General features: G+C 53.9%; 24 protein-coding genes. 18 read left to right on the top strand and 6 right to left on the bottom strand.

Annotation, left to right across the window (positions count from 1 at the left end; genetic code table 11):
• The first annotated feature begins 5 nt into the window (after positions 1-5).
• From BBD38_RS06965 to BBD38_RS06950, 4 genes are all read left to right on the top strand, one after another.
• Positions 6-533, top strand: coding sequence for a hypothetical protein (locus tag BBD38_RS06965; protein ID WP_066686141.1), 528 nt, complete (start codon positions 6-8; stop codon positions 531-533).
• 100 nt (positions 534-633) lie between these two features.
• Positions 634-1,140, top strand: coding sequence for a hypothetical protein (locus BBD38_RS06960; RefSeq protein ID WP_066686139.1), 507 nt, complete (start codon positions 634-636; stop codon positions 1,138-1,140).
• A 77-nt stretch (positions 1,141-1,217) separates the two neighbouring features.
• Positions 1,218-1,742 carry a hypothetical protein gene (locus BBD38_RS06955; RefSeq protein WP_066686137.1) on the top strand — a complete coding sequence of 175 codons (525 nt, stop codon included), beginning with the start codon at positions 1,218-1,220 and terminating at the stop codon, positions 1,740-1,742.
• A 21-nt stretch (positions 1,743-1,763) separates the two neighbouring features.
• On the top strand, positions 1,764-2,747 hold the full coding sequence (locus BBD38_RS06950; RefSeq protein ID WP_066686136.1) for an LPXTG cell wall anchor domain-containing protein: 984 nt from the start codon (positions 1,764-1,766) through the stop codon (positions 2,745-2,747).
• A gap of 74 nt (positions 2,748-2,821) precedes the next feature.
• Here BBD38_RS06950 and BBD38_RS06945 read toward each other — a convergent pair whose 3' ends face one another.
• A complete protein-coding gene (locus tag BBD38_RS06945) occupies positions 2,822-4,168 on the bottom strand; it encodes an MATE family efflux transporter (protein ID WP_066686135.1) in 1,347 nt (448 codons plus the stop codon).
• Positions 4,169-4,290: 122 nt separating this feature from the next.
• The gene (locus tag BBD38_RS06940; protein WP_066686134.1) at positions 4,291-5,778 is read right to left on the bottom strand and encodes a phosphohexomutase domain-containing protein; all 1,488 of its coding nucleotides are present in this window, start codon (positions 5,776-5,778) and stop codon (positions 4,291-4,293) included.
• Between the two features lie 366 nt (positions 5,779-6,144).
• On the opposite strand from BBD38_RS06940, the gene mreB reads away from it, so the two are divergent.
• From mreB to BBD38_RS06920, 3 genes are all read left to right on the top strand, one after another.
• Positions 6,145-7,194 (top strand): rod shape-determining protein, encoded by a 1,050-nt coding sequence (mreB, locus tag BBD38_RS06930; protein ID WP_066522428.1) that lies wholly within the window; start codon positions 6,145-6,147, stop codon positions 7,192-7,194.
• A 236-nt stretch (positions 7,195-7,430) separates the two neighbouring features.
• Positions 7,431-8,522: an LCP family protein gene (locus BBD38_RS06925; protein ID WP_066686131.1), complete on the top strand. Its 1,092-nt coding sequence runs from the start codon at positions 7,431-7,433 to the stop codon at positions 8,520-8,522.
• A gap of 188 nt (positions 8,523-8,710) precedes the next feature.
• On the top strand, positions 8,711-9,796 hold the full coding sequence (locus BBD38_RS06920) for an LCP family protein (protein WP_066686129.1): 1,086 nt from the start codon (positions 8,711-8,713) through the stop codon (positions 9,794-9,796).
• 70 nt (positions 9,797-9,866) lie between these two features.
• Here BBD38_RS06920 and BBD38_RS06915 read toward each other — a convergent pair whose 3' ends face one another.
• On the bottom strand, positions 9,867-10,592 hold the full coding sequence (locus BBD38_RS06915) for a tRNA 2-thiocytidine biosynthesis TtcA family protein (protein ID WP_147568115.1): 726 nt from the start codon (positions 10,590-10,592) through the stop codon (positions 9,867-9,869).
• Positions 10,593-10,696: 104 nt separating this feature from the next.
• Here BBD38_RS06915 and BBD38_RS06910 point away from each other — a divergent pair, with 104 nt between their 5' ends.
• From BBD38_RS06910 to BBD38_RS06890, 4 genes are all read left to right on the top strand, one after another.
• Complete coding sequence (locus BBD38_RS06910) at positions 10,697-11,176, top strand: COG2426 family protein (RefSeq protein WP_066686125.1); 480 nt, start codon at positions 10,697-10,699, stop codon at positions 11,174-11,176.
• 280 nt (positions 11,177-11,456) lie between these two features.
• Positions 11,457-12,629 (top strand): methionine adenosyltransferase, encoded by a 1,173-nt coding sequence (metK, locus tag BBD38_RS06900; RefSeq protein WP_066686122.1) that lies wholly within the window; start codon positions 11,457-11,459, stop codon positions 12,627-12,629.
• Complete coding sequence (gene recD2, locus BBD38_RS06895; RefSeq protein WP_066686120.1) at positions 12,626-14,809, top strand: SF1B family DNA helicase RecD2; 2,184 nt, start codon at positions 12,626-12,628, stop codon at positions 14,807-14,809. The genes metK and recD2 overlap by 4 nt, the downstream gene beginning before the upstream one ends.
• Complete coding sequence (locus tag BBD38_RS06890) at positions 14,793-15,446, top strand: ComF family protein (RefSeq protein WP_066686115.1); 654 nt, start codon at positions 14,793-14,795, stop codon at positions 15,444-15,446. Before recD2 ends, BBD38_RS06890 begins: the two co-directional genes overlap by 17 nt.
• A 166-nt stretch (positions 15,447-15,612) precedes the next feature.
• Here BBD38_RS06890 and hpf read toward each other — a convergent pair whose 3' ends face one another.
• Positions 15,613-16,143 carry a ribosome hibernation-promoting factor, HPF/YfiA family gene (hpf, locus tag BBD38_RS06885; protein ID WP_066686112.1) on the bottom strand — a complete coding sequence of 177 codons (531 nt, stop codon included), beginning with the start codon at positions 16,141-16,143 and terminating at the stop codon, positions 15,613-15,615.
• Positions 16,144-16,933: 790 nt separating this feature from the next.
• On the opposite strand from hpf, the gene secA reads away from it, so the two are divergent.
• The 7 genes from secA to def all read left to right on the top strand — a co-directional run bounded on the left by secA (position 16,934) and on the right by def (position 22,609).
• Positions 16,934-19,663, top strand: coding sequence for a preprotein translocase subunit SecA (gene secA, locus BBD38_RS06880; RefSeq protein ID WP_066686491.1), 2,730 nt, complete (start codon positions 16,934-16,936; stop codon positions 19,661-19,663).
• A 134-nt stretch (positions 19,664-19,797) separates the two neighbouring features.
• Positions 19,798-20,064, top strand: coding sequence for a hypothetical protein (locus BBD38_RS06875; RefSeq protein WP_066686110.1), 267 nt, complete (start codon positions 19,798-19,800; stop codon positions 20,062-20,064).
• A 154-nt stretch (positions 20,065-20,218) separates the two neighbouring features.
• Positions 20,219-20,431 (top strand): hypothetical protein, encoded by a 213-nt coding sequence (locus BBD38_RS06870; RefSeq protein ID WP_066686108.1) that lies wholly within the window; start codon positions 20,219-20,221, stop codon positions 20,429-20,431.
• A gap of 139 nt (positions 20,432-20,570) precedes the next feature.
• Positions 20,571-20,780 (top strand): helix-turn-helix transcriptional regulator, encoded by a 210-nt coding sequence (locus BBD38_RS06865; protein ID WP_066686106.1) that lies wholly within the window; start codon positions 20,571-20,573, stop codon positions 20,778-20,780.
• Positions 20,770-21,195 (top strand): hypothetical protein, encoded by a 426-nt coding sequence (locus BBD38_RS06860; RefSeq protein WP_082989541.1) that lies wholly within the window; start codon positions 20,770-20,772, stop codon positions 21,193-21,195. Before BBD38_RS06865 ends, BBD38_RS06860 begins: the two co-directional genes overlap by 11 nt.
• Positions 21,196-21,279: 84 nt before the next feature.
• The gene (locus tag BBD38_RS06855) at positions 21,280-22,071 is read left to right on the top strand and encodes a MerR family transcriptional regulator (RefSeq protein WP_066686102.1); all 792 of its coding nucleotides are present in this window, start codon (positions 21,280-21,282) and stop codon (positions 22,069-22,071) included.
• A gap of 88 nt (positions 22,072-22,159) precedes the next feature.
• Complete coding sequence (gene def / locus BBD38_RS06850) at positions 22,160-22,609, top strand: peptide deformylase (protein ID WP_066686490.1); 450 nt, start codon at positions 22,160-22,162, stop codon at positions 22,607-22,609.
• A 19-nt stretch (positions 22,610-22,628) separates the two neighbouring features.
• Here the strand turns inward: def and BBD38_RS06845 are convergent, their stop codons facing one another.
• Both BBD38_RS06845 and prfB read right to left on the bottom strand, forming a co-directional pair.
• The gene (locus BBD38_RS06845) at positions 22,629-23,603 is read right to left on the bottom strand and encodes an FUSC family protein (protein ID WP_172807784.1); all 975 of its coding nucleotides are present in this window, start codon (positions 23,601-23,603) and stop codon (positions 22,629-22,631) included.
• 230 nt (positions 23,604-23,833) lie between these two features.
• On the bottom strand, positions 23,834-24,937 hold the full coding sequence (gene prfB, locus BBD38_RS06840; RefSeq protein ID WP_172807783.1) for a peptide chain release factor 2: 1,104 nt from the start codon (positions 24,935-24,937) through the stop codon (positions 23,834-23,836).
• Between the last annotated feature and the right edge of the window lie 118 nt (positions 24,938-25,055).

Genomic DNA, 25,055 nt, shown 5'->3' with positions numbered 1-25,055 from the left:
AATATATGGGAAGAACACAAAAACAGGCTGGAAAAAGGAAAAAAGGGAAGAAAGTTATTATCATAATCTGCATCCTGGTTGCGGCAGGAGTGGCGGCGGTGCTGCTGGGAATGCATTCATGCGGCCGGGGAAACTGGTTTGATACGACGGCCCAAACGGGGTCCCTTGCGGGGAAAACGCAGGAAGAAATCCAGGAAGAGCTGAACCGTATCGTCGAGGAAGGAAACTTCAACATTTCGATCGCGTCGAAGATTTATTTTGAGAACGGCGGCGCCGAGGGCTCCGCGCGCATCGAGAACATCAGCGCAAACCATTACAACATGAAGGTGGCGATCACGCTCGACGAAACGGGAGAAACAATCTATGAATCCGGCGGGCTCAAGCCGGGGCAGTTTATTGAAAAAATCAGGCTGCTCCGGGATTTACCCGAAGGTACATACAGCGCAACGGCGGTGTTTACCGCCTATACGCAGGACGACCTTTCCAGGGTCGGCCAGGCTGCGGCGCAAATTGAAATGATCGTTGAAGGCTGATATGCAGTTGGAAATGCGGCGGAAGGAGGAATGCAGACAGGAAACAAAGCGGTAAACAGTCTATTCAATATTATATAAAAAGGAAATAAAGGAGAAAAAAATGAAAAAAGTATTGGTAGTAATTTTAGCGGTAGTATTCGTCGTGGCCATGGGCACTACAGCATTCGCGGCCGGTTCGCTTGATACGGATGGGAAAGCGTCGACAGAGGTCAGCGTTAAAATGGACGACAACGTCGACCCCGGCGATTTGAGCGTTACGGTTCCCCTGAACATCACATTGGCGGTGGGCGCGGACGGTACGGTCACGGCTCCCACAAATTATGCGATTGCAAACACGGGCGCGATTCCGGTCAAGGTAACGAACATTAAGACAACGCCTGCGACGCCGTTCTCTTTTGCGGATGGCGCGAACAAACTGGCCCTCACGCTGAATACGGAAGCGCTGAGCGCAACGGCGATCACGCCCGGCACAGCGGCGTGGAACGTAGCGGGCGGCACCAATTTGAATCTGGCGCTGGCCGGGGAGGTTTCCGGGGTGAACGTCGATATCACGACGGCGCAGAAAGCGTTTGACATCGAATATACTATCGCGGCAGGCAGCTTCTAAGAAGAATGAACCGGAAATGAAAGAGTTTTACGGGGGAGGGGCCCCTCCCCCGTAAAAAATAAAGAGGAAAGAGATCAGTGCGGAAAAAAGAAAGAAACAAAAAAAAGAAAAAAGTTGTTATTATACTGCTGATTGTGGTCGTCGCCGTGCTGGCGGCGTGCCTTATTTGGCAGAACTGGCCCAAGGAGGCCGACTCCTCCGCAGAACGCGACCCAAACGCCGCCCTGGGGCAGCTTGAAGGGAAGAGCGGGCAGGAGGTTGTCGACGAATTGAATAAGATCGTTGAACAGGGGATGTTTAACGTTGCGATCAACACGAAGGTAAAGATGGAAAACGGAAAGAGCGAGGCGGATTTGCGTATCGAAAACATTCCGGCGAACCATTACCTGATGAAAGTGCAGATAACGCTCGACGATACGGACGAAGTAATATATACGTCGGGGCTGATCGAGCCCAATTACCATATACAGAGCGCAAAGCTGGATAAGGAGCTTGAAAAGGGGACCTATAAAGCGACGGCATTGTTTATGGCATGCGATATGGATACGGGAGACGTAGTTGGAAGGGCGTCGGTTCAATTTGAAATACAGGTTTTGAACTGACGAATCGGAGGAGCATGAAACGTGAAAAATAAATTGCGAAAAGGAATCGCGGTATTGGCGGCAGCAACGCTGGTATTGGCGGGAACTTCCGCGTTTGCAGCAGGTGCGGCGGGGGAGCCGCAAACGCCCTCCGGGGACGAAAAAATGACGACGTCCGTTTCCGTGGTGTCGAGGGAAATCCGGATATTGGGCCAGACGGAGGATTTTGTCATGGACGAGGGTGAAAGCCAGGAGCTGAAAGTCATCGTCGATGCCGCCGAGCCGGTCAGCTTCCAATGGTCTGTCAACGGGGCGGATATCCCGGGCGCGGTAAACAGCGCATATATGATTGAAAATGCCGTGAAAGGCGATTACGTTTACAGCCTGAAAATAACGGATGGATACGGGCAAACGAAAACGACCGAAATCAGGGTGCGCGTCAGCGACGTGTATTCCTACAGGACGCTTACGGACCAGGATATAACGGTCAGCGGATACATCCATAAAAACGCGCGGCTTATCGTTACGCCGCTCGATGAGGCGCATGAAGCGTATTCGCGGATGCGCGGCCAAATGAAAGAGGGCTGCGAGCCGTATTCTTTCAATGATGTCTCGCTCGTGCTCGACGATGGGGAAAAGGCGCCCTTTTTCGGCACGCTGGAAGTGGCTTTCCCGGTGGACGGACAGTATGAGGGACAGGAACTTCGCGTATTTCATTTGCACGGCGGGGAAATGAAAATATATTCCGAAACAGTACGCGAAAAACGGCTTTGCGTGAATGTGGAAGGGCTCAGCCCTTTTATGATAGAGGCTGCCCCGGCGTCCTCCGTTCCCGCGCCGGGGGCTGGAAAAGATAATCCCCCGCCGGGAGCCGGAAAAGACGATCCCGCGCCGGGCAGGGGAACGTCCGCCGGACCCAAAACAGGGGACGACACAGATATAACGTTTCCTTTAATCCTGCTGGCTGTCGCCGCTGCGGCCCTCGCCATAGGGATATTCAAAAAACGCGCGGAACATACCGGCTGATGCGGGAATGAAGAAAGACGGAAAGAATGCGGGGGCCGGGGAATACCGCGGAAATGGACAAAACGGCGGCGGCCTCACGGAGCGGGCGGCTTGATGGCGGCCTGGGGCGGCCCCGCGTCAAGTTCCTTTAGGATGCTCCGCCCGAGCGGTATGGCAAGGACAAATGCGAGCGCATCGGAAACGGCCTGGCACATTTCCACGCCCAAAAGGCCGAAATGTGCGGGCAGAATCAGGATAAGGGGCAGGAAAAACATGCCCTGCCGCGCAACGGCCAGGACGCTGGCGCGCACGGTCTTTCCGAGGTTTTGCAGGATCATGTTGCAGAGAATGATCCATCCCAGCAGCGGGAAGGAAATACACTGGAAACGAAGCGCCTGGGCCCCCACGGCGAGGAGCTCCGCGTCATCGGCGCGGAAAAGGGCAATGATGTCCGGCGCGAATATAAATTCTACGACGGCCAGCGCTGTCATGGCGACGGCGGCAACGCGGATGCAGAACCAAAACGCCCTCTTCACGCGGTCGTAGCGCTTTGCACCGTAGTTGAAACCGCATACCGGCTGGAAGCCCTGTCCGAAACCGAGAAGCGCGGAGCCGGAAAAATTGGTAATACGCATTACAATGGACATGGCGGCAATCGCCGAATCCCCATACGGGCCCGCAGCCACATTGAGGCATACGGTTGCCACGCTCGCAAGTCCCTGCCGCCCAAGGCTGGGAAGGCCGCCTCCCATAATGGCGCGGTAGCGCGCGAGGCTGGGCGAAAATTTGCGGATGCGAATGGGAAGGGTCCCTTTCCTGTTGCACCCTGCAAGCAAAATACAGAAGCTGGCAAGCTGGCTCAATATGGTGGCGAGCGCCGCGCCGGAGATTCCCATTCCGGCCCCGAAAATCAGCAGCGGATCGAGACCGATATTAAGAACCCCTCCGCTCACAAGGCCAATCATCGCATAAAATGCGTTGCCCTGCAGCCGAAGCTGGTTATTGAGGACAAGGGACGCCATCATGTACGGCGTGCCGAGCAGGATATACCGCATATAGTCCTCGGCGTAGGGAAGGATGGTGTCCGTCGCCCCCAAAAGGCGCGCCAGGGGCGTCAGGAAACAAAAGCCAAGCACGGAAATAATTCCCCCCGCGATCAGGGCGGAGAAAAAACCGGTTGCCGCCATGCGCGAAGCGGCTTCCGCGTCCTGCGCGCCCATCCGGCGCGAAATGTAGTTTCCAGAGCCCTGGCCGAAGAAAAAGCCGATGGCCTGGATAATTGCCATCAATGAAAAAATTATGCCGACGGCTGCGGTTGCGCTCGTACCGATGCGCCCCACGAAAAATGTGTCCGCCATATTGTAAAAGGTGGTAATCATCATGCTGATGATGGTGGGGACCGCCATGCGGCACACAAGCCGCTCCACGGGGGTCTCGGTCATTTGACGGAACTTGGCTTCCTGCTTTTGGGTCTCGTTCAAAGCGGCTCCTTTCCCGGGCGAAAATGTTTAAAAAGACGGCTTTTTAGCCGTCTTTTCTGCGGTTTCATATTTTCAGGCCCGTGTTATTTCAAATAATTCCCGATGGGCGAAAGGTCGAGCTTGTCATAGTCCTTCAGGAAGGCATACAGCTTTTCCGTGATGATGCGCGCGCCGCCCCGTTCGTCGCTTTCCACATTTACGGGAATGAGCGGGTCATGCAGCGAGAGACGGACGAGGAACCAGCCGTTGCCGTTCTCCTTGTCAAAGGAAACGCGTATGCCCTCATGATTGTCGGGCGCAATATTGAATTCCGGCTGCCGCTTTGCGTATTCCATGAGCGCGGCAATCATATCGTTGCCGTAAGCCTTGAAATCGTCCGCGCTGATGTTCAGGCGGAATTCCTCGCTTTCGAGCGGTTCTTTCAAATCAGCGATCAGGTCTGAAATCGTATGCCCCTGCTTCTTCAGCCTGGCCATCTCAATCAGCAGGCGCGTGACAAGGTATGCGCCGTCGTCAAGGAAATAATTTTCCTTGAGCGCGGCATGCCCCGAGGTTTCGATGGCAAGCTGGGAATCGGTTCCGCTTTCGTTGAGGCGGATGGACTCGTTGATGACATTTTTATAGCCGCGTTTGAAACGGTGGTGCACGCCTCCCCGGCTGGCGATAAATTCCGCAAGCCCGCTCGAAGTGATGGAGTCCGTCACAATGGTGGTGCCGGGGAATTCCTTTAAAAGAATCGCCGAGATTGCCGCAATCAGGCGGTTTTTGTTGAGGACGCTGCCGCCCTTGTCAACCGCGCCCGCACGGTCGACGTCCGTATCGAAAATGATGCCGAAATCGGCGCCCGTATTTACAACCGCATCCACAATGCTTTTCATGGCTTCTTTATTTTCCGGGTTTGGAATATGGTTTGGGAAGGTGCCGTCCGGGTCCAGGAACTGGCTGCCTTCGGTATCCGCGCCAAGCGGTTTTAAAACCTGGTCCACATAGAAACCACCTGCGCCGTTGCCTGCGTCTACAATGATTTTGAAGCCCTCGAACGGTTTTTCTTCCCCGGTGGCCCTTTTAATTTTATCCGCGAGGATGCCGGAGTATACGCTCATGAAATCCGCAGTGGAAACGCTGCCCTTTGCCTCGCCGCCCGCGTCGATATCCGCCGCAATGCGGATCAGCTCCGCAATGTCGCCCTTTTCGAGGCCGCCGTTTTTTGTGAAAAATTTAAGGCCGTTGCGGTTCATGGGGAGATGGCTCGCCGTTACCATCACCGCGCCGTCGCACAGGAACCCTTCGGTCACCGTGGTCATAAACATTGCCGGGGTGGAAGCCATGCCGCAATCGATGACGCTCGCCCCCATGGCGGTGAACCCGCCGATGCACGCTTCCTTCAGGGCCGGGCCGGTCACGCGGGAATCCATGCCAATCGCAATTTTGGGCGCGGAACCCGTCCGCGCGGAAAGCCAGGAAACAAACGCCGCCGCAAGGTCGCGCGCCGCCTGCTGCGTGAGGTTTGCGTCGTCGCCCAAAGCGATCCCGCGTATATCGCTGCCGTTTTGCAGTTTTTGATAATCCATTTTCCTACCACTCTTTCTTATTCGTTTTAGCCGGACACCTTTATTGTAACGGCAAACAGGGAGATGTTCAAGTGGAAGCGGGCGCCATAAAACCGGTTTTCGGCGATAAAACAGAGAAGAAAAGAATATGCCTGACAATAATCCGTTTTTTGATCAGGCGCGATGTGTTTTGCAGGGGGAACAGCACAAAGAAAATGCGCCTGAAAGCCCGGAAATATGACGTTTTCGTAACAAAACAGTTGAAAAAAAGCCTTCGATGTATTATCATATATAGTATGTAGGCTCATGATGTTTATTTGTACACGGATTCGCGTTCAAATAGGGAATCATGCCAGAGCCAGTAATCGAGAAGAGAGGCTTCGATGAATGGGTTTATTCGGTAATTATAATGATATAGGAATCGATCTCGGTACGGCGACAGTCCTTGTTTATGTCAGGGGAAAAGGAATTGTGCTGCGCGAGCCATCCGTGGTTGCGGTAGACCGGCTTTCGGGCAGGATGCTCGCAATCGGCGAAGAAGCGCGCATCATGCTTGGCCGTACGCCGGGCAACATCGTGGCGGTCCGTCCGCTGCGCGAAGGGGTCATTTCAAACTTTCACGATACGGAAAGAATGCTCCGCTATTTCCTGCGCAAGGTGATCGGCAAACGGCTGTTCTTCAAGCCGCGCGTTGTCGTCTGCGTTCCTTCGGGCGTGACCGAGGTGGAAAAGCGTTCGGTCATTGAAGCGACCGAAGAAGCGGGCGCACGGCATACGTGCCTGATTGAAGAACCGATTGCGGCGGCAATTGGCGCGGGCATCGATATTGGGGCGCCGCAGGGCAACATGGTGCTCGATATCGGCGGCGGCACGGCGGACATGGCCGTTATTTCGCTCGGCGGCGCGGTAATCAGCGATTCCATCAAAATCGCTGGCGATACGTTTGACGAATACATTTCAAGATATATCAAGAAAAAATACAATATGCTGATCGGCGAGCGCACCGCGGAGGAAATCAAAATCAATATCGGCAGCGCGTTCCCGCGGAAAGAAGAAGCATATATGGAAGTGACGGGCCGCAACCTGATTTCCGGCCTGCCGAAAACCATCACGATCAGTTCAAACGAGACAATCGAGGCCATGCAGGAGCCGCTGAACCGCATTATGGAAACGATGCACAGCGTGCTCGAGCGTACGCCGCCGGAACTCACGGCGGATATCGCTGAAAACGGCATCTGCATGACGGGCGGCGGGTCGCTTTTATATGGGCTTGACAGGCTGCTCACAGAGCGTACGAAGATTCCGTGCTATGTTGCGGAAGACGCCGTTTCGTGCGTTGCCATCGGCACGGGCAAGGCGCTCGAGAGCATCGACGTATACAGCGCGGGCGCGGTGTACGATTACCGCCGCGGCGATTACTATAACCAGGGATATTAATGCAAATGATGCAAACGGGAGTCCGGGCCGTATACAAATTCCCAGGGCGGGAGTTCAAAAGGGCGAGCCTGTTATAATTTACCGGCAAGCGCGGTTGCCTTTCTTTGGAAGGGCAACTTTTCTTGTATCGGCGGCGAAATTTTTAACTTTTTGTGAATAATGGAAAAAAGCCACGCAAAGCGGCGGAAAATGAATTAACATAAGACTTATCAAAACAAACCGGAGGAAACTGGGTTTTGAATCAACAAAAACAAGCGAAAAACGTCAACCACCATAAAAAAATCAAGGGCCTGCTGGCCGTGCTGGTCATACTGATTGTTGCGGCGGTGTTTGTCTTTGCTTCCCTTTACGGCACGTATCAGAATTTACGGGCCAATCCGCTGACGGCGTTTAACACGGCGCCGCCGCAGGCAGAGGAGACGGACGCGATCAATTTTGATAAAAATGCGAACGTGAAAACTGTGACCATAGAAGGAAAGAAATATACCGTCAATCCAAACGTAATCACCGTGCTGATGCTGGGAATCGATTCGGACGGCAGCGCGGCCAAAACGGCGCAGGGCGAACGAAGCGACATGATGCTGCTGTGCACCGTAAACCTGGAAGAGGGGCAGGAGGGCATCACGCTCACGTCCCTGCCGCGCGATACGCGCACCACGGTGCACGATGTGGATAAGGAGACGGGTAAAATCCTCGATAAAAACTGGATTACCAAGCTCAACCACGCCTATAACATCGGCGGCATGACGAAGGGCTACGGCGCGGAAAACGCGATGCGTGCGACGGAAGATTTGATCGAGTGCGACGAGCAGCTGAGTATTCCTGTCCAGTATTATGTGTCGATCGACCTCGAGCACCTTTCCGACCTTGCCGACGCGCTCGGCGGGGTGGAGGTAACGCTCGATCAGGATTATCCGGATATTGGCAACAAGGGCGACGTTGTGAACCTGCGGGGCAACGATGTCCGGCTGTATCTGCAGAACCGCAAGCAGATGGACGACGGCGAGATGGACCGCCAGCGCCATGAACAGAATTTCATGATGGCAATCGCCAGGAAAATCAAGGAAATGGGCGCGGTACAATCCGCTTCCAAGCTGTTTACCCAGCTTCAGGACGTGGTGCACATGAATCTCTCGCTCGACCAGGTGGTGGCGATGGCGGGCGTGCTCGACAAGGTATCCCTTGACGATATCGAGCATTCCGTCATGGAGCAGGGCGATTACGAAAACGCGCACGACGAATATATGGGGCAGGAATTGAATTTCTATATGATGGACCAGCAGGAGCTGATGGATAAGATGATCGGAATGTACTATACGCCCGCCTGACCCGGGAAAATGAAGATGCAAAAATGATGCAAGGGCCGCATAGAATAACTATGCGGCCTTTTTGACAGGAAAAGTTTGTTAAATTTTTATGAATATGAAAAAATAATTTTCATTTCATGAAAAAAAGGATTATGATAGATAAGGCTGAGGTACAAATGAAATGAAACTAATTTTGGAGGCGAAAAACCTTGAATCATCATAAGACAATCAAAGCGCTGCTTGCGGTCCTGATCGTGCTTATTATTTGCGCGAGCGGGGTTGGATATGCGCTCATAGGCACCTATTCCGGCCTGAAGGAAAACCCGATGGCGGCGTTTGTGTCCGCCGGGCCGGACGAAGCCGTGCCGGAGGAAGGCACGGCCCTCTCGGGAGATACGCCTGCGGAAACAATCCGGATAGACGGCCGGACCTACCAGAAAAACCCCAATACAATCAGTATCCTGATGATGGGCATCGACTGGGACGGCACGGAGGTCAAAGACGCGACGGGCGCGCGCACCGATATGCTGATGCTGTGCACGCTCGACGTACAGAACAATAAAATCACCTTTACGTCCATTCCGCGCGATACCCGCACAAAGGTGCACTATGCGGACAAAAAAACAGGGGAAATCGAGGATAAGACGTGCACTACAAAAATCAACCATGCCTATGTGCTCGCGGGCGGGAATGACCCGAGCAAGCACGGCGCGGATAATTCCATGCTTGCCGTGAAAGACCTCATCGAATGCGAGGGCCGGCTTGATATCCCGGTGGATTATTATGTGTCCATCGACCTCGAGCACCTTTCCGACCTCGCGGCGGCGCTCGGCGGAGTGGAAGTCACGCTCGACCAGGATTATCCGGATATCGGAGACAAGGGCGAGACGATTAACCTTGAGGGCAACGATGTGCGCCTGTATTTGCAGAACAGGAAACAGATGGACGACGGCGAGATGGACCGCCAGCGCCACGAGCAGGATTTCATGATGGCGCTCGCCAAAAAGATCAAAAGCATGGGGGCTGTACAGGCTGCCACCAAGCTGTTCCCCCAGCTTGCCAATAATGTAATCCAGACCAATCTGAATCTCGACCAGATCGTCGCGATGGCAGGGGTTCTCGACAAAATCGGTTCCATTGACGAAATTAAAATGGATACGTTCGAGGAAACGGACGAGAGCTGGCAGAAATTCCCCGATCCGATTGTAAGCACGCCGTCCGAGCTTGATTATTTTGTGATGAACGACGACGAGCTTTTGGGCAAGATGCTTGACCTTTACTATATTGCCCAATAAATAAAATCGTATCAAAAAGAGCCGCGGCGCTGCGGCTCTTTTTTGTGGGATTTATTCAAAGTAAAACGGTTTAAAAGTCCCAGTCCTTATTCCACAGGTTATAGGTTTGTGTTGTCTTGACTGCGTTCAGCATATTATCCGCCGTGCCGGGATATAAGGAATTCAGGTATTTCACAATCTCTTTCGCCTGTTCCCGCTTGGTGGAAAAATCAATCGGGCAGGGGTTTTTGGCAATGGGAATATCGAGCCTGCCTACGGCGGAAACGATGTCGCGCTCGCGCAGGAATACAAAGGGGCGCACGAGGGTAATTTCCCTCCGGGAAAGGTAGGATTTGGGCGAAAAGGTGTTCATGCGTCCTTCATACATCAGGCTTAAGAGCAGCGTTTCGATCACGTCGTCTCCGTGGTGCGCAAACGCGGCCTTGGTGCATGAGAGCTCCGTTGCCTTTTCGTAAAAGGCCCCCTTGCGCATTTTGGCGCACAGCGAGCAGGGATTTTTTTCTTTGCGGATGTCGAAAACAATCTCTGAAATATTTGTTTCAAGGATATGAAGCGGCACGCCAAGGCTGTCCGCATATTCGCGCATTACGCCGGTGGCATAATTCCCAAAGCCGAGGTCAACGGTAATGGCGAGCAAATCATAATCCTTTTTTGCATATTTTTGGTATAGGTGAAGCGCATACAGCAGCAGCATGGAATCCTTTCCGCCGGACAGCCCGACGGCGATCCGGTCCCCGGAAGCGATCATGGAAAAGCGTTCATCCGCCCTGCGCAGCGCGCCTAAAATTTTTCTCATCGGCAAAAAATCCTTAATTGTTTCTAAACAAGCCCATATTTCATTGAAATTATACCACAGATATAGTATCATTGGTGTTGATTTTGTGGAAAAGAGGTAAATTCATGGTTCCTGCAAGTAGTTTATGGACCGTATTCGGAACGTCCATCCTGCCGATCATCGAGCTCAAGGGGGCAATCCCGCTGGGCCTCGGGCTCGGCGTGCCGTTCTGGACGACTTATTTTATTGCGCTTCTGGGCTCGTGCCTGCCCGCGCCTTTTATTGTGCTTTTCATCGAAAAAATCATCCGCTGGATGCAGGGCAGCAAGGTTGGACTGTTTAACCGCTTTGCAAACTGGCTGATGGGCAAAGTGGACAAACACAAAGGTAAAATTGAAAAATACGGATACCTCGGCGTTTTTATCTTCGTCGCCATTCCGCTTCCCGGAACGGGCGTGTGGACGGGGTCCCTCATTGCAAGCGTTCTCGGCCTCAAGCCCGCAAAGGCGATTCCGCTGGTTATCCTCGGGAACTGTGTCGCCGGGCTTATTATGCTGGCGCTTTCGAGCATCTTCTTCCCGGGCATGGTCCCGTGGGCGGCATAAAAGGGTCTTTCAGGAAGGCGGCGCGGACCGCCTTTTTTATTTTAAGGTGAAAATTTTTGGAAAGGCAAAATCCGGGCGGGACCGCCTGTTACATAAAATTTCCGCGATTTTAAACGGAGATCAGAACATGCGTTCAAATAAAATATCCCAAAAGACGGAAAAGCGGCATGGAAAGCGGGATTTTTGGTATTTTTTACCATTGAAAAGGCAAAATTCATTTGGTATAATAAGTTACTAGTGAAATCATACATTTTTGTGTATCAATAAATGGAGGAACAATATGAGAAGATTATTTACTTCGGAATCCGTTACGGAAGGACATCCGGATAAGGTTTGCGACCAGATATCGGATTCCGTACTGGACGCGATCCTGGAACAGGACCCGAACGCGCGCGTAGCGTGCGAAACGGCAGTCAATACGGGCCTTGTGCTCGTAACCGGCGAAATTACGACGAATGCCTATGTTGATATCGCCAAAATTGCCCGCGAGACGATTAAGCAGATCGGCTTTGACAAGGCGGACTATGGCTTTGACGGAGAAACGTGCGGCGTGATTACATCCATCGACGAGCAGTCGCCGGATATTGCAATGGGCGTAGACAAAGCGCTCGAAACGCGTGAAAACCAGGACGACGCGGAAAACGGCGCGGGCGACCAGGGGATGATGTTCGGCTATGCGTGCAATGAAACGCCCGAATTTATGCCGATGCCCATCTATCTCGCACACAGGCTTTCCCGCCGTCTTGCGGAAGTGCGGAAGAACGGCACGCTCGATTATCTCCGCCCGGACGGCAAGTCCCAGGTAACGGTGGAATACGACGAAAACTGGAAGCCGATCCGCGTTGACGCGGTCGTCATCTCGACGCAGCACGACCCGGAAGCCACGCAGGCGCAGATACGGCGCGACATGATCGAACAGGTCATCACCCCGATGATTCCGGCGGACATGATGGACGACGATACGAAAATTTACGTCAACCCGACAGGCCGTTTCGTAATCGGCGGGCCGAAGGGCGACAGCGGGCTTACGGGCCGCAAGATCATTGTTGATACCTACGGCGGAATGGGCCGTCACGGCGGCGGCGCGTTCTCGGGCAAAGACCCGTCCAAGGTGGACAGGAGCGCGGCCTACGCGGCGCGCTATGTGGCTAAAAACGTGGTTGCGGCAGGCCTTGCGGACCGCTGCGAAATCCAGCTTGCATATGCCATCGGCGTTGCGCGTCCGGTATCGGTATTCGTGGAAACGTTCGGCACGGGCAAAAAGCACAGCACGGAGATTGCGGATATCGTGACGAAGCTGTTTGACCTGCGTCCGAAGGCAATCATTGAAAAGCTGCAGCTCAGGAAGCCCATCTATCGCCAAACCGCGGCATATGGCCATTTCGGGAGAGACGATCTCAATCTGCCGTGGGAGAGGCTTGATATGGTTGAGGCCATCAAGAAGGAAATTTGAACGAAGAACTTGAAGGTACGGTTGTAAGTATTATCTATGAAAGCGCGGATGGTTATACCGTGGCGGAAATCGAGGCGGAAGAGCCCACCATTGTGGTGGGCAACATGCCCGATTTAAAGCCGGGGGAACGTACGCGCTTTTTTGGTGCGTTTAAAAACCACGCAAAATATGGCACCCAGTTCGCGGTGCAGTCTTACGAAAGCGCCCTGCCGCGCGATTTAAACGATATCGTGCTCTTTTTATCGGGCGGGTTCATCAAAGGCCTCGGCGAGGTGCTTGCCACGCGCATTGTGGAAGAATTCGGGGAAGACACCTTTGACGTGATCGAAAACGACCACCGGGAACTCACGCGAATCCGGGGCGTATCCCGCCGCCTCGCGGACAGCGTACATGGGGCCATGAAGGAATATGCACGGAAAAAATATGTCTATTCCGACCTGATGGGCATGGGTCTCACCGCCCGGCAGGCGACGGCCGCCGCCGCGGCGCTTGGGGACGATGCGGCAAAGCTGGTGCGGGAAAATCCGTATATTCTCATCGAGCATGTACGCGGGATCGACTTCCTCACTGCCGACCGGATCGCGCTGCATATCGGCGTGGGGGAAAATTCGCCCTTCCGTATCAAAAACGGGATTTTGAATGTGCTGCAAAAGGTGCTCGCGCAGGGCAGCACCTACGTGCGCAGGAAACAGCTGATTCCCCACGTTGCCAAAAACCTCAACGTGGCGGAGCCGGAAGTAAACAGGGCGCTCCTCGCCCTTGCGCTTGCAAAGGACGTTGTGCTCAAAAAATATTATCCCGACCAGCAGGTCGTGTTCCTCGCGTCCGCCTACCGGGCGGAAACGCGGTGCGCCGCGCGTCTCGTTGCACTCGCGAAGGCTTCCGCGCCGGATAGCGTCAAAAACCTGGACCGCCTGGTGAAAAAGCAAAGCGGTACGTTTTCCCTGACGGACGAGCAGGAGAGCGCCGTCCGTGCGGCGGTGGAAAACCGCGTATGCATCATCACGGGCGGCCCGGGAACGGGGAAAACGACGATCCTGAAAGCGGTGCTCAATATCCTTGGCGGCCTTGGCCTTACGTGCAGCCTCACCGCGCCCACCGGGCGCGCGGCAAAGCGCATGCAGGAAATGGCGGGCGCGCAGGCGGCCACCATCCACCGCCTGCTTGAATATTCCTACGATGAGGATGAATATAACTGTTATTTCCGCAGGAATGAGGAAAACCCGGTCGAGGCGAATGCAGTCATTGTGGACGAGGTTTCCATGCTGGATGTGTTCCTGTTCCATAACCTCCTCAAAGCGCTTCCGGAAGGCGCGCGGCTTATCCTCGTGGGCGATGCGGACCAGCTTCCGTCCGTCGGTCCGGGAAACGTGATGGGGGACATCATTGATTCGGGCGTGGTTCCGTGCGTAAAGCTTACGCACCGGTTCCGCAATGCGGGCAGTATCGCGGACGCCGCTTACGATATCCTGAACGGAAAGGTTCCGGAGATATCCGACGGTTCCTTTGAATTCAGAGAATGTTCCAGCCTCGATGAAGCCCGGGGGATTCTGTGCGCGGAATATGAGGCATACGCGAAAAAAGGGGCGGACGTGCAGCTCATTGCGCCGATCAAGCGCACCGACCTCGGCACCGTGGCGCTCAATTCCGCGATTCGTGAGCGGGTCAATCCGCCGAAAACGGGCAAGGCCGAAGTTGTATTCGGGGACCGGACGTTCCGCGAGGGTGACCGTGTGATGCAGATCAAAAATAATTACGCGCGCGAATGGCGCGACGATACCAGCCTCACGCTGGGAGAAGGCGTGTTTAACGGCGATATCGGCACCGTAACGGGAATCGCGGCGGGTACGGTAGACGTGCTTTTCGAGGATATGAAGCATTGTGAATATGAGACGATGGCCCTCCCCGAACTTGACGGGGCCTACGCCTATACCATCCATAAATCGCAGGGCAGCGAGTTTGACGTAATACTGATGCCCATGCTGTATGGCGCGCAGCCCTTCCTGACGCGCAATTTGCTGTATACCGGCGTCACGCGGGCCAGGAAAAAGGTGCTGATCGTGGGCAGTATGAAAACATTCGAGCATATGATCGGCAATGTATGGCAGGGAAGGCGCGCGACGGTATTAAAACGCGAGCTCATGTACCTCGACAGGTTGACAAATGGGAAAGTGGAATAATTTTGTACGGCAGTTTATGCATATGGGGGCGAAATGCGCTTATTGTGAACGGGAGCTTCCGGAAGGGGAAACCGTCTGTGCGCAATGTGCGCGCGAAGAGGAAGAACTGCGCAATGCGGAAGGCTTCGCGGGCGGGATTTTATATGCCTACCGCTACGGCGGGATTGTGCGTACGCTCATTCACCGGTTCAAATACAACGATTCGCCCAATTGCGCGCTGTTTATCGCGCAGCGCATGGCGGAATTCATCGGGGACTATGAAGTAAGCGCGGACGCCGTTACATTTGTGCCCATCCATGAAAAGCGACGGAAAACGCGCGGTTATGACCAGTCCGGCCTGCTCGCGGGCCATTTGGGAACGCTGCTCGACGTTCCGTGCGAAGCAATGCTTGTGCGCGGACGTGAAACAAAACCGCAGTATAAGCTGGGCGCGCAGCAGCGCTGGCGCAATGTACACGGCGCGTTCGCGCTTGCAGAGGGGGCGCGGCCGGAAGGAAAAAACCTCCTGCTCATAGACGACGTATTTACCACCGGGGCGACGGTCGGGGAGTGCATGAAGGTGCTTGCGGACGCCGGCGCGAATGTGATGGTGTTTACCTATGCGAAGGAATTCCCGCAAAAAGACCGGCAGGCGTAATTTGGAATGTATTTTATCGTTTAATTTTTGCCGGGTTTCCTGCGAATAGAAGATTGCCGGCGGGGCCTGCCCCAAACAAAAGGAACGGCACAGCAGGTTCCTGCTGTGCCGTTCCATGTATACCGTCTTATGTGCGGAGCCGCCGGGGGCGGCCTTTTTTATGCGCTTATTCCGGCTCGATCAGGCCGTAATTCCCGTCGGCCCGTTTATAGATGACGTTCACCTCATTGTTATGCGCGTTGCGGAACACATAGAAATTATGCCCCAGCAGCTCGAGCTGGATGGCGGCGTCTTCTTCCGCCATTGGTCGCAGCGCGAATTTTTTGTTGCGCACGATCTGCGGCGCGTCCTCGTCAAAGTTCTCGTCATAATAGTCGTATACGGTTTCTTCCGCAAACGCTTCCTCGTGCAGCCGTTTTTCAAGCTTGGTACGGTGCTTGCGCATCTGCCGCTCCAGCTTCTTGAGGGCAACGTCGATGGAAGAGTACAGGTCGCCTGTCGCTTCCTCCGCCCGCAGCACAACGCCTTCCGCGACTACGGTGATCTCAGCGATATGCCGTGATTTTTCAATCGAGAGCGTTACCTGCATTTCGGTATTGGGCTTGAAATAGCGTTCCAGCTTTCCCGCCTTTTTTTCAACAACGCGGCGCAGATAACTCGAAACAGTGATGTTTTTCCCCGAAATATTGATGTTCATTTAGTTCGCCCCTTCCGTGATATGTAATGTGGTACGGGTTTGCCCGTTACTTACAGATACACCCTTACGGGCCGCCTGAAACAACGGCCTTTGGTTCTGCTTGCCACCGCGCAGCCGGGGTCGGCAAAGAGGTGCTTGCGGCAATGGGAAACCCCGTGCCTGAAGGATAAAATATCCTAATTAATAATTCGCCAAAGAGACTGTGTTTTCCTTCACGGGAATAAAAAATGGGCGGCCAAGGATTCGCCTGACCTGGTCTTTTCCCCCACATTCGCCGCCTGGAAGCCCCGCAGCCGTTATGCCACTCTTACTTCTCTCGCCCTATTGTTGGGCGGGCGGGCTTACGTCTAGCCGCACTATGCTCACAACCGCCCGGGCGGCCGAAATTCCCATCCGCCCGGGCGAGCCCTATTATCAATAGAACGTCATTGCTTACGTGGACCGTTTTGCCTGCGACTGGCATCGGCTTTCAACCACAGGCGCGAATCCTTTTCCGCTTGCCTTTGATTATAATGCGGGACACCCGAAATAACAATAATTTATGAACAATTCGCGGAATTTGGGCGTATTTGTTTACTTCCATCATTGACTTTGATAAAATTAGAAAGGATTGGATATATTTGTGAAGAACCGCTGACCGAGGGATGCCGCGAGGCATAAATCCGTTTTTCAGGCGCCGTTATACGCGCAGTGGAAAAACCCCGGCAGGGGATCGCCGGGAAGGGGGCGCAGCCTCCGCCCGGAGCACCTGCGGGTGCGTTATCAGGAAAGGGAGAAGGTTTTAAATAACATGGGATTATTTGGGAATTCGGCGCTCCGGCCAGTGAGGAAGCTTGCAGATAAGGTGGAGGCGCTTTCTTCGGAATTTGAAGGGATGAGCGATGAAGCGCTTGTCGCCAAAACGGAGGAATATAAGAAACGCCACCAGGACGGGGAGTCGCTCGACGACCTGCTGCCCGAGGTGTTTGCACAGGTGCGGGAGGCCAGCCTGCGCGTGCTGGGAATGAAGCACTTCTATGAACAGGTCCTGGGCGGCATTGTCCTTCACCAGGGCAACATTGCCGAGATGAAGACCGGTGAAGGTAAAACGCTGGTGGCGACCCTGCCCGCGGTCTTAAACGCCGTTTCGGGTAAGGGCGTGCACATCGTAACGGTGAACGAATACCTCGCCAAGCGCGACAGCGAATGGATGGGCAAGGTGTTCCGCTATCTCGGCTATACGGTGGGCCTTGTCACGCGGGAGATGGATAAGGCGCAGAAGCAGAAGGCTTACGCGTGCGATATCGTATACTCCACAAACAACGAGCTTGGGTTCGATTACCTGAGGGACAATATGGTCGTGCGGAAAAGCGACCTTGTACAGCGCGAACTGAACTTTGCGATTGTCGACGAGGTGGACAGTATCCTCATCGACGAGGCGCGCACCCCGCTGATTATTTCCGGCCAGGGCGATAAGGGCACGGACCTTTACCAGCAGGCGGATAAGTTTGTGAGCCGTTTAAAAGAGGAAGACGACTACGAAGTCGATGAAAAAATGAAGGCTATCAACCTGACGGAAGAGGGCGTGAAAAAGGCGGAGCAGTTCTTTAAGCTTGATAACCTGACCGACATTGAAAACACGGAGATCGTGCACCATATCAACCAGGCGCTGAAGGCGCACCGCTTGTTTGTACGAGACCGGGAATATGTGGTCACGGAGGATAAGGAAGTCGTCATCGTAGACGAGTTCACAGGCCGCCTGATGATCGGCCGCCGTTATTCCGACGGGCTGCACCAGGCAATTGAAGCCAAGGAAGGCGTAAAGGTGGAGCGCGAATCCAAGACGCTCGCGACCATCACCTTCCAGAATTTCTTCCGTATGTACCACAAGCTCTCGGGCATGACGGGTACGGCGAAAACGGAGGAGGCGGAGTTCCAGAGCATTTACAATTTGCAGGTCGTGGAAATCCCCACGCACCGCCCCATGGTGCGCAAGGACCAGAACGACGTGATTTACGGCTCCAAGAAAGGCAAGTTCGACGCAGTTGTCGAGGAAATCGTGCAGGTACACGAAACGGGCCGCCCGATCCTTGTGGGCACGGTGTCCGTTTCGGACAGTGAGTATTTATCCTCGCTGCTTGTAAAGCGGGGCGTAAAGCACGAGGTGCTGAACGCGAAAAACCACCTGCGCGAGGCGCAGATCATCGCGCAGGCAGGTAAAAAGAACGCCGTTACCATCGCCACCAATATGGCGGGCCGTGGTACGGATATCATCCTCGGCGGCAATGCGGATTACCTTGCGCGCAACGAAATGCGCGCGGACGGCATGGACGACGAAATGATCGAGAACGCGGTCAGCCACGCCTCTACGAAAGACCCGGAAATCCTTGCGGCCCGCAAAAAATATGCGGAGCTCGTGGAAAAGCACAAAAAGGTTACGGATGCGGAGCACGACGAAGTGGTGGCCCTCGGGGGCCTTGCCATCATCGGTACGGAGCGGCACGAATCCCGCCGGATCGATAACCAGCTTCGCGGCCGAAGCGGACGCCAGGGCGACCCGGGCTCGTCCAAATTCTATATTGCCCTGGAAGACGACCTCATGCGCCTTTTCGGCGGAGACCGTGTGAAGGGTGTGATGGACCGGCTCTCCGGCGGGGACGACGATATTCCGCTTGAGTTCGGAATGATGACCAAGCAAATCGAAAACGCCCAGAAGCGCATCGAGAGCAATAACTTCAACCTCAGGAAACACGTCCTTGATTACGACGACGTGATGAACAAACAGCGTGAAGTGATCTACGGCCAGCGCAAGCAGGTGCTGATGGGCGACGATATTTCGGATAATATCCAGTCCATGATTACCTCGCTGATCGAGCAGGCGATGGCGGTTTACTGCCCGAAAGGAAAATACCCGGAGGAATGGGACTGGGATGACCTCTATGCGTATATCGAGCGCATTTTTGGCATCAAGCTCGTACCCTATACGGATGAGCAGCGCGAACAGGCGGAGGAAAAACAGCTTAAGCAGGAGATCACGGACGCGGTCATGTCCTTCTATGCCACGAAGGAAGAGGAAATGTCGGGCGCGGGCTTCAGCATGCGCGATGTGGAACGCATGGTGCTGCTGCGCGTGGTGGACTCCAAGTGGATGGACCATATCGACGCGATGGACCAGTTCCGCCGCGGCATCGGCCTCCGGGCGCTTGGCCAGCGGGACCCGATCAACGAATACCGCATCGAGGGCTTCGATATGTTCGACGCCATGGTGGATGCAATCCGCGAGGAAACCGTCTATATGCTCTTCCACATCAAGGTGGAAAGCAAGGTGGAGCAGCGTGAGGTAAAGAACGTGCATGCCAACGTGGACGCGGATGGGAATCCGATTGCGTCAAATGCCCCCGCAAGGCAAAGGATGAACACCAACGCAAACGCGGGCGAGGCACAGATGCCCGTGCACGTGGAAAAGAAGGTGGGCCGCAACGAGCCGTGCCCATGCGGAAGCGGAAAAAAATATAAAAATTGCTGCGGTAAAAACGTATAATAAGGCATACGGCCACCCGCCTTCCGGCGGGTGGCTTTTTTGTGGGAAAGTTTGCAAAGCGCCCTTGAATTCCAGCCGTGGAAATGCTATGGTAATATACGCAAATACAACGGGCTGCCAGGGGGAAAGAAACAATGATGCCATGGAACCGCCGGGAACTGTGGATGGGAAGTTCCCAGAAGAAGTTTTCGCAAATTAAAAACCTGCTCAGGGAAAACGGCATACCCTATGATTTCAATGTGAGATCGACGGGCTGGTCCGGGGGCCGGGGACTCGGCGACAGGGGCGCCGCGGCCATGCGCACCGGGGAACATGTGGAAGAACTCAATACCTACTATATTTATGTGCATAAATATGAGTACGAAAAAGCCGCCCACCTGATACGGAAGGTAATGGAATAACCCGGCGGTGTTAAAATTGTATAAAAATTGCCGCCGACCTCTTGAAAATAGAAATGCCGGGTTCTACAATGGCAATACACGGTTCCGGATGGGCCGAAGTACGCTGCGGAGCGCCGAATCCGCAGCACCTAAGATCAAGGAGGAGGATTGCAGCATGATCCCATTAAGCCGGCGGGAGGTACTGGGTACGCCTTCTGCCGAAACATTTTCCAGGGCAAGGAGGCTGCTTGCGGGCAGCCGTATCCCGTGTGATTACAGCATTGTTTATTGCGACCATACGGGAAGGCCGGGCGAAATGCACCATCTTTACGTCCGCGATGTGGACTACGGACAGGCGCGGCGAATGCTGGCAGGGCTCGGAAAATAAGGGAAAAAATTTTATCAGCAAAAGCAAGGGCGTTTATCGCCCTTGTTTTTTGCGAACAACGTAAAGCAAACTTGACATAGTGGCGCGGATGGTATACCATAATGTAAAGCAAACTTTCCATTGCGGGAGGGAACCAGGATTGAAAAACCGGTTGGAAGAGATCAGGAAACAAAGAGGGATACGGCAGGAAGAACTCGCCGCCGCGCTCCGGGTATCGCGGCAGACGGTCAGCTCGCTCGAGAACGGACGGTATAATCCCTCCATAACGCTTGCATTTAAAATAGCGCGGTATTTTGGAATGAAAATAGAGGAATTGTTTATTTACGGGGAGGATGAAGATGAAAAATAGAAAGACCGCATATATTGTCCAGGCGGCGGTTGGCGCCGTGTTGTTTGCGGCAGGCCTGTTCGTTTTTCCAAAGGACGGGGCATGGGCGCAGTTCGGCGCGTGCATTGGCTTCGGGGCGGCGTTCCTGGCGGTGGGGCTTTCAAATATGGTGTACCTCGCAAAGCTTTCGCCGGAGGAGCAGGAAAAAATCAACGACCAAAAGCAGATCGAGGTAAACGACGAACGCAACGTGCGTATCCGGGAAAAAGCCGGGCATATGGTCGCTAAGGTCATGACCTATGTGCTGTGCGTATTCGTGCTCATTCTCGCGCTTATGGGGGCGGCGCAGGCGGTTGTGCTGCTGGCGGCGGGCCTTTTGGCCGTCCATCTCGTGCTGTGGATCGTATTTTCAAATTACTATTATAAAAAGTTTTAAAATAGTGCTTGACCTTGCCCCCGGGGCAACCCATATACTAAGAATAAAGAATCGATTCTTACAAAAAAAACAGGAGAATAGCTGATGTTTACAATAGGGGAATTTTCAAGGCTGTGCATGGTTACGACCAAAACACTGCGGCACTACGACCGGATCGGCCTGCTCACGCCCGCGCATACGAGCGACGGGACAGGATACCGGTATTATGAAGCGTCACAGTTCCGCGACATGCTTTTTATCCTGCGGTGCAAAGACTACGGATTTACGCTTGAGGAGACGGCAGAGCTGCTCCATGCGGATACGCATATGACCCTTGCGCGCTTTGCGGTGAAGTATGAACAGCAGAGGAATGAACTCAAACATCAGCGCAGGCTTCTCGAAAAAATGCGGGAAGATATGGAACTGCTCAGGAAAGGAATCGATATTATGAACCAGACGAAAACAGAGATCAAAATTGTAGAAACACAACCGCTCGAGATTGTAAGTGAACGCGCGACAATTGCCATTAAGGACTTTGACAAGCTGTTCGGCAGGGTAATGAAGAAGCTTGGGGACAACAACCTGCAATGTACGGGAGGGATTATCGCCCTCTATCACAGCAGTGAGTTTGATCCGGAAAGTACGGACGTAGAAATCGGCGCGGTCATGGCGGCAAAAAACAACCTGACGCGCACCCTGCCCGGCGGGCCGTGCGTGATGGGCGTGCACCTCGGAGCCTATGGCGGTTTGTCGGAGGCGTACGCGGCAATCGTGAAATGGATTGAAGAAAAAGGCTACCGCATCACGGCGCAGCCATACGAAAAGTATCTGAACGATCCGTGCGAGGTGCCTGAGGAACAGCTCGTCACCGAAATCTATTTTCCGATTGAAAAATAAGCCGTCTGCTATTACGCCCCGCGGAACCAGTCTTCCGCGGGGTTTCTTTTATCTGGAAATATGGTATAATATGCCGGAGGTGAAAGAGATGGCGTTAAGGGAAATCAGAACATTTGACGACGAAATATTGCGCAAAAAAAGCAGGGAAGTAAAGGAAATCACAGACCGTATCCGCACCATTCTCGACGATATGGCGGAAACGATGTACCATGCGGAAGGCGGTGGGCTCGCCGCGTGCCAGGTGGGCATCTTAAAGCGCCTTGTTGTGATCGACGTTGGAGAAGGCCTTATAAAGCTGGTAAACCCGGAATTTGTGCTCCAGGAGGGCGAGCAGGTCGTGGAGGAAGGCTGCCTCAGCTTTCCGGACGTGTGGGGCAAGGTGAAGCGGCCGGAGCATGTAGTGGTGCGGGCGCTCGACGAAAATGGAAAAGAGGTCACCGTGGAAGGAAGCGGCTTGCTTGCAAAATGCCTGTGCCACGAGCTTGACCATCTGGACGGGGTCGTGTTCAAGGATAAAATCATTGAGTTCACGGAATAAAAAGGCCGGAAGGCCTTTTTTATATTTCCGGCGGCATTTCCAGGACAGGCGGCCCGGAGGGGGCGTCTTCCCATTCCTTCCGTTTTTCCCGCTTCCCGATAAAATGACGGCAAACGCGGTCCAAAAGGTACATCCCGAGGACAATGGCGATCCCGATGCCAAGCAGCAGGAATCGGTTTCCAATGGCCGTATTGGTGTCAAACAGTACAAGATTTGCGTTTAAGGCATTGATTGCATTGATGACCTGCGTGTATTTATATTCCTTCACCCACGTGCTGAGATATCCGAGGAAGATGATGAAATAGAAAATATATTCCTGCGGGATTAAATACTGGCAGAACAGCAGGAACAGGAACACGCCCGCAATTGTCGCAATCACACGGTATTTAATGCGCTGGTGCGTTTCTTTGATATCAATTTGCGTCAGGGACAGCACCACGATGCTGATCCACATCGGTTTTTTCAGGTGCAGCGCAAACCCGAGGATACCGGCGAGCGTAAGCCCCAGCGCCATTCTCAGGATAAAGCTCCGGTGCCGTGCGGAAAGGTGAACCTGCGTGCGCAGGCTGTGCTGCTCGCTGTCCTTGTATTTATGCCGCCATGTGAAATATGTTACCAGCGCCACCGCGAGGCCGCCCAGGGTAAGCGTTGCCATGCGCATGCCGAATCCGCCAGGCGCAACGGGGCTGCCCTGCGAGAAGACGAAGCAAAGCATAAAGGTCATAAACGGCTTTAAGTCCCGCGGCTCGATGGTAAGCACCATAATAAGGAGCACCGTGCCAAACGTACATACAATGCTGAGCCACACATTCACAAGGGAAAGCATGGACGTTAAGCCAATCAGGGGGAACAGCAAAAAAATGGCGGCTGAAAACTGGAGATGGTCCGTTTTCACGTCCATCAGCGGAAAGGACATCAGACCCACCACCACCGCCACGCTGGGCAGCACGTTTTCCTGCCCGAACAGGGTGCTCATCAGTATGATGCAGCCCATACAAAAAGCAAAGGACGCGGTATTCTTGCCAATTAAACTCCAAACTTTTTTCTTTTTCCCGGTGAGCAACGCTTCTTCATATCCATTCTAAAAATTTTCAATGTCACTATTATAAAAATTCCAGGGATACGAAACAAGTACGTCTGTTTATGAACAAATTGTGAATTTTACCAACGGCAAGCAAGGGAACAAAAAACAGCGCGCCAAAGGCGCGCTGTTTAAACCGTTTTTTAGAATCCCTGAATCAGGCAGGCCTTGATGAAATCGTCGATATCGCCGTCCATCACGGCGTTGATATTGCCCGTTTCCACGTTGGTACGGTGATCCTTCACCATGGTATACGGGCAGAATACGTACGAACGTATTTGGCTGCCCCACTCGATCTTTTTCTGGTCGCCCTTGATTTCCGCAAGCTGCGCCATACGTTCTTCCTCGCGTTTCTCGGCAAGCTTGGATTTCAGCATGCGCATCGCGGTTTCCCTGTTTTGCAGCTGGGAACGTTCGTTCTGGCATTGCACGACAATCCCGGTCGGGAAATGCGTAATGCGGATTGCGGAGGACGTCTTATTGACATGCTGGCCGCCCGCGCCCGACGAGCGGTAGGTGTCCACCCGGATATCGTCCGGCGCAACTTCGATATCGTTGTCCGCGTCGTCGATCTCCGGCATGACGTCGAGGGAAGCAAACGAAGTGTGCCGCCGCGCGTTGGAATCAAAGGGGGAAATACGCACCAGGCGGTGCACGCCCTTTTCATTGCGCAGGTAACCGTACGCGTTATCGCCCTCAATGCGCATGGTTACGCTTTTGATGCCCGCGTCGTCGCCGTCGAGGTAGTCGAGGACCTTCACGTCATACCCGTGGCGTTCCGCCCAGCGCGTATACATACGCATCAGCATCTGGGCCCAGTCCTGCGCCTCCGTACCGCCCGCACCCGCATGGAGCGAGATAATGGCGTTGTTTGCGTCGTAGGTGCCGGAAAGGAGCGTTTGCAGATGGAAATCGGTGATATCCTTTTCAAAGTCCGCAAGCTCGGTGTTAAGCTCGGCGAGAAGCTCCTCATCCTGTTCCTCGTCCACCATTTCCACAAGGACCTTAAGGTCCTCGAGGGAAGAATTGAGCTTTTCACATAAAGTGATTTTAGCCTTCAAAGGCTTTTCCTGCTTTGTGATTTTATTTGCCGTCTCCACGTCGTTCCAGAAGTCCGGCGCCTCCATCTGCGCAGTCAGCCCCGCAAGCTCCTCTTTGAGCGCCGGAAGGTCGAGCGACGCGGTCGCTTCATTAAGCTTCTGTTCGGCTTCCTGTATTCTTTGTTTTTGGTCGTCCGTTATGATCATTTCAAAACCCCGTTTTTGTTTTGTTACCGCGGCATTCGCCACCTGATAATCTTATCAATTCCAAGCCCGGCTGTCAACCGAAGCAGGGAACGGGGAATGGAATCAATTGCCTGCCGTT

It is taken from the genome of Christensenella intestinihominis (genome assembly GCF_001678845.1).
In the GTDB taxonomy this organism is placed as follows: Bacteria; Bacillota; Clostridia; order Christensenellales; family Christensenellaceae; genus Christensenella; species Christensenella intestinihominis.
Note: the sequence above shows the minus strand (reverse complement) of the source record. Positions and strands in the feature narration are given on the sequence as shown.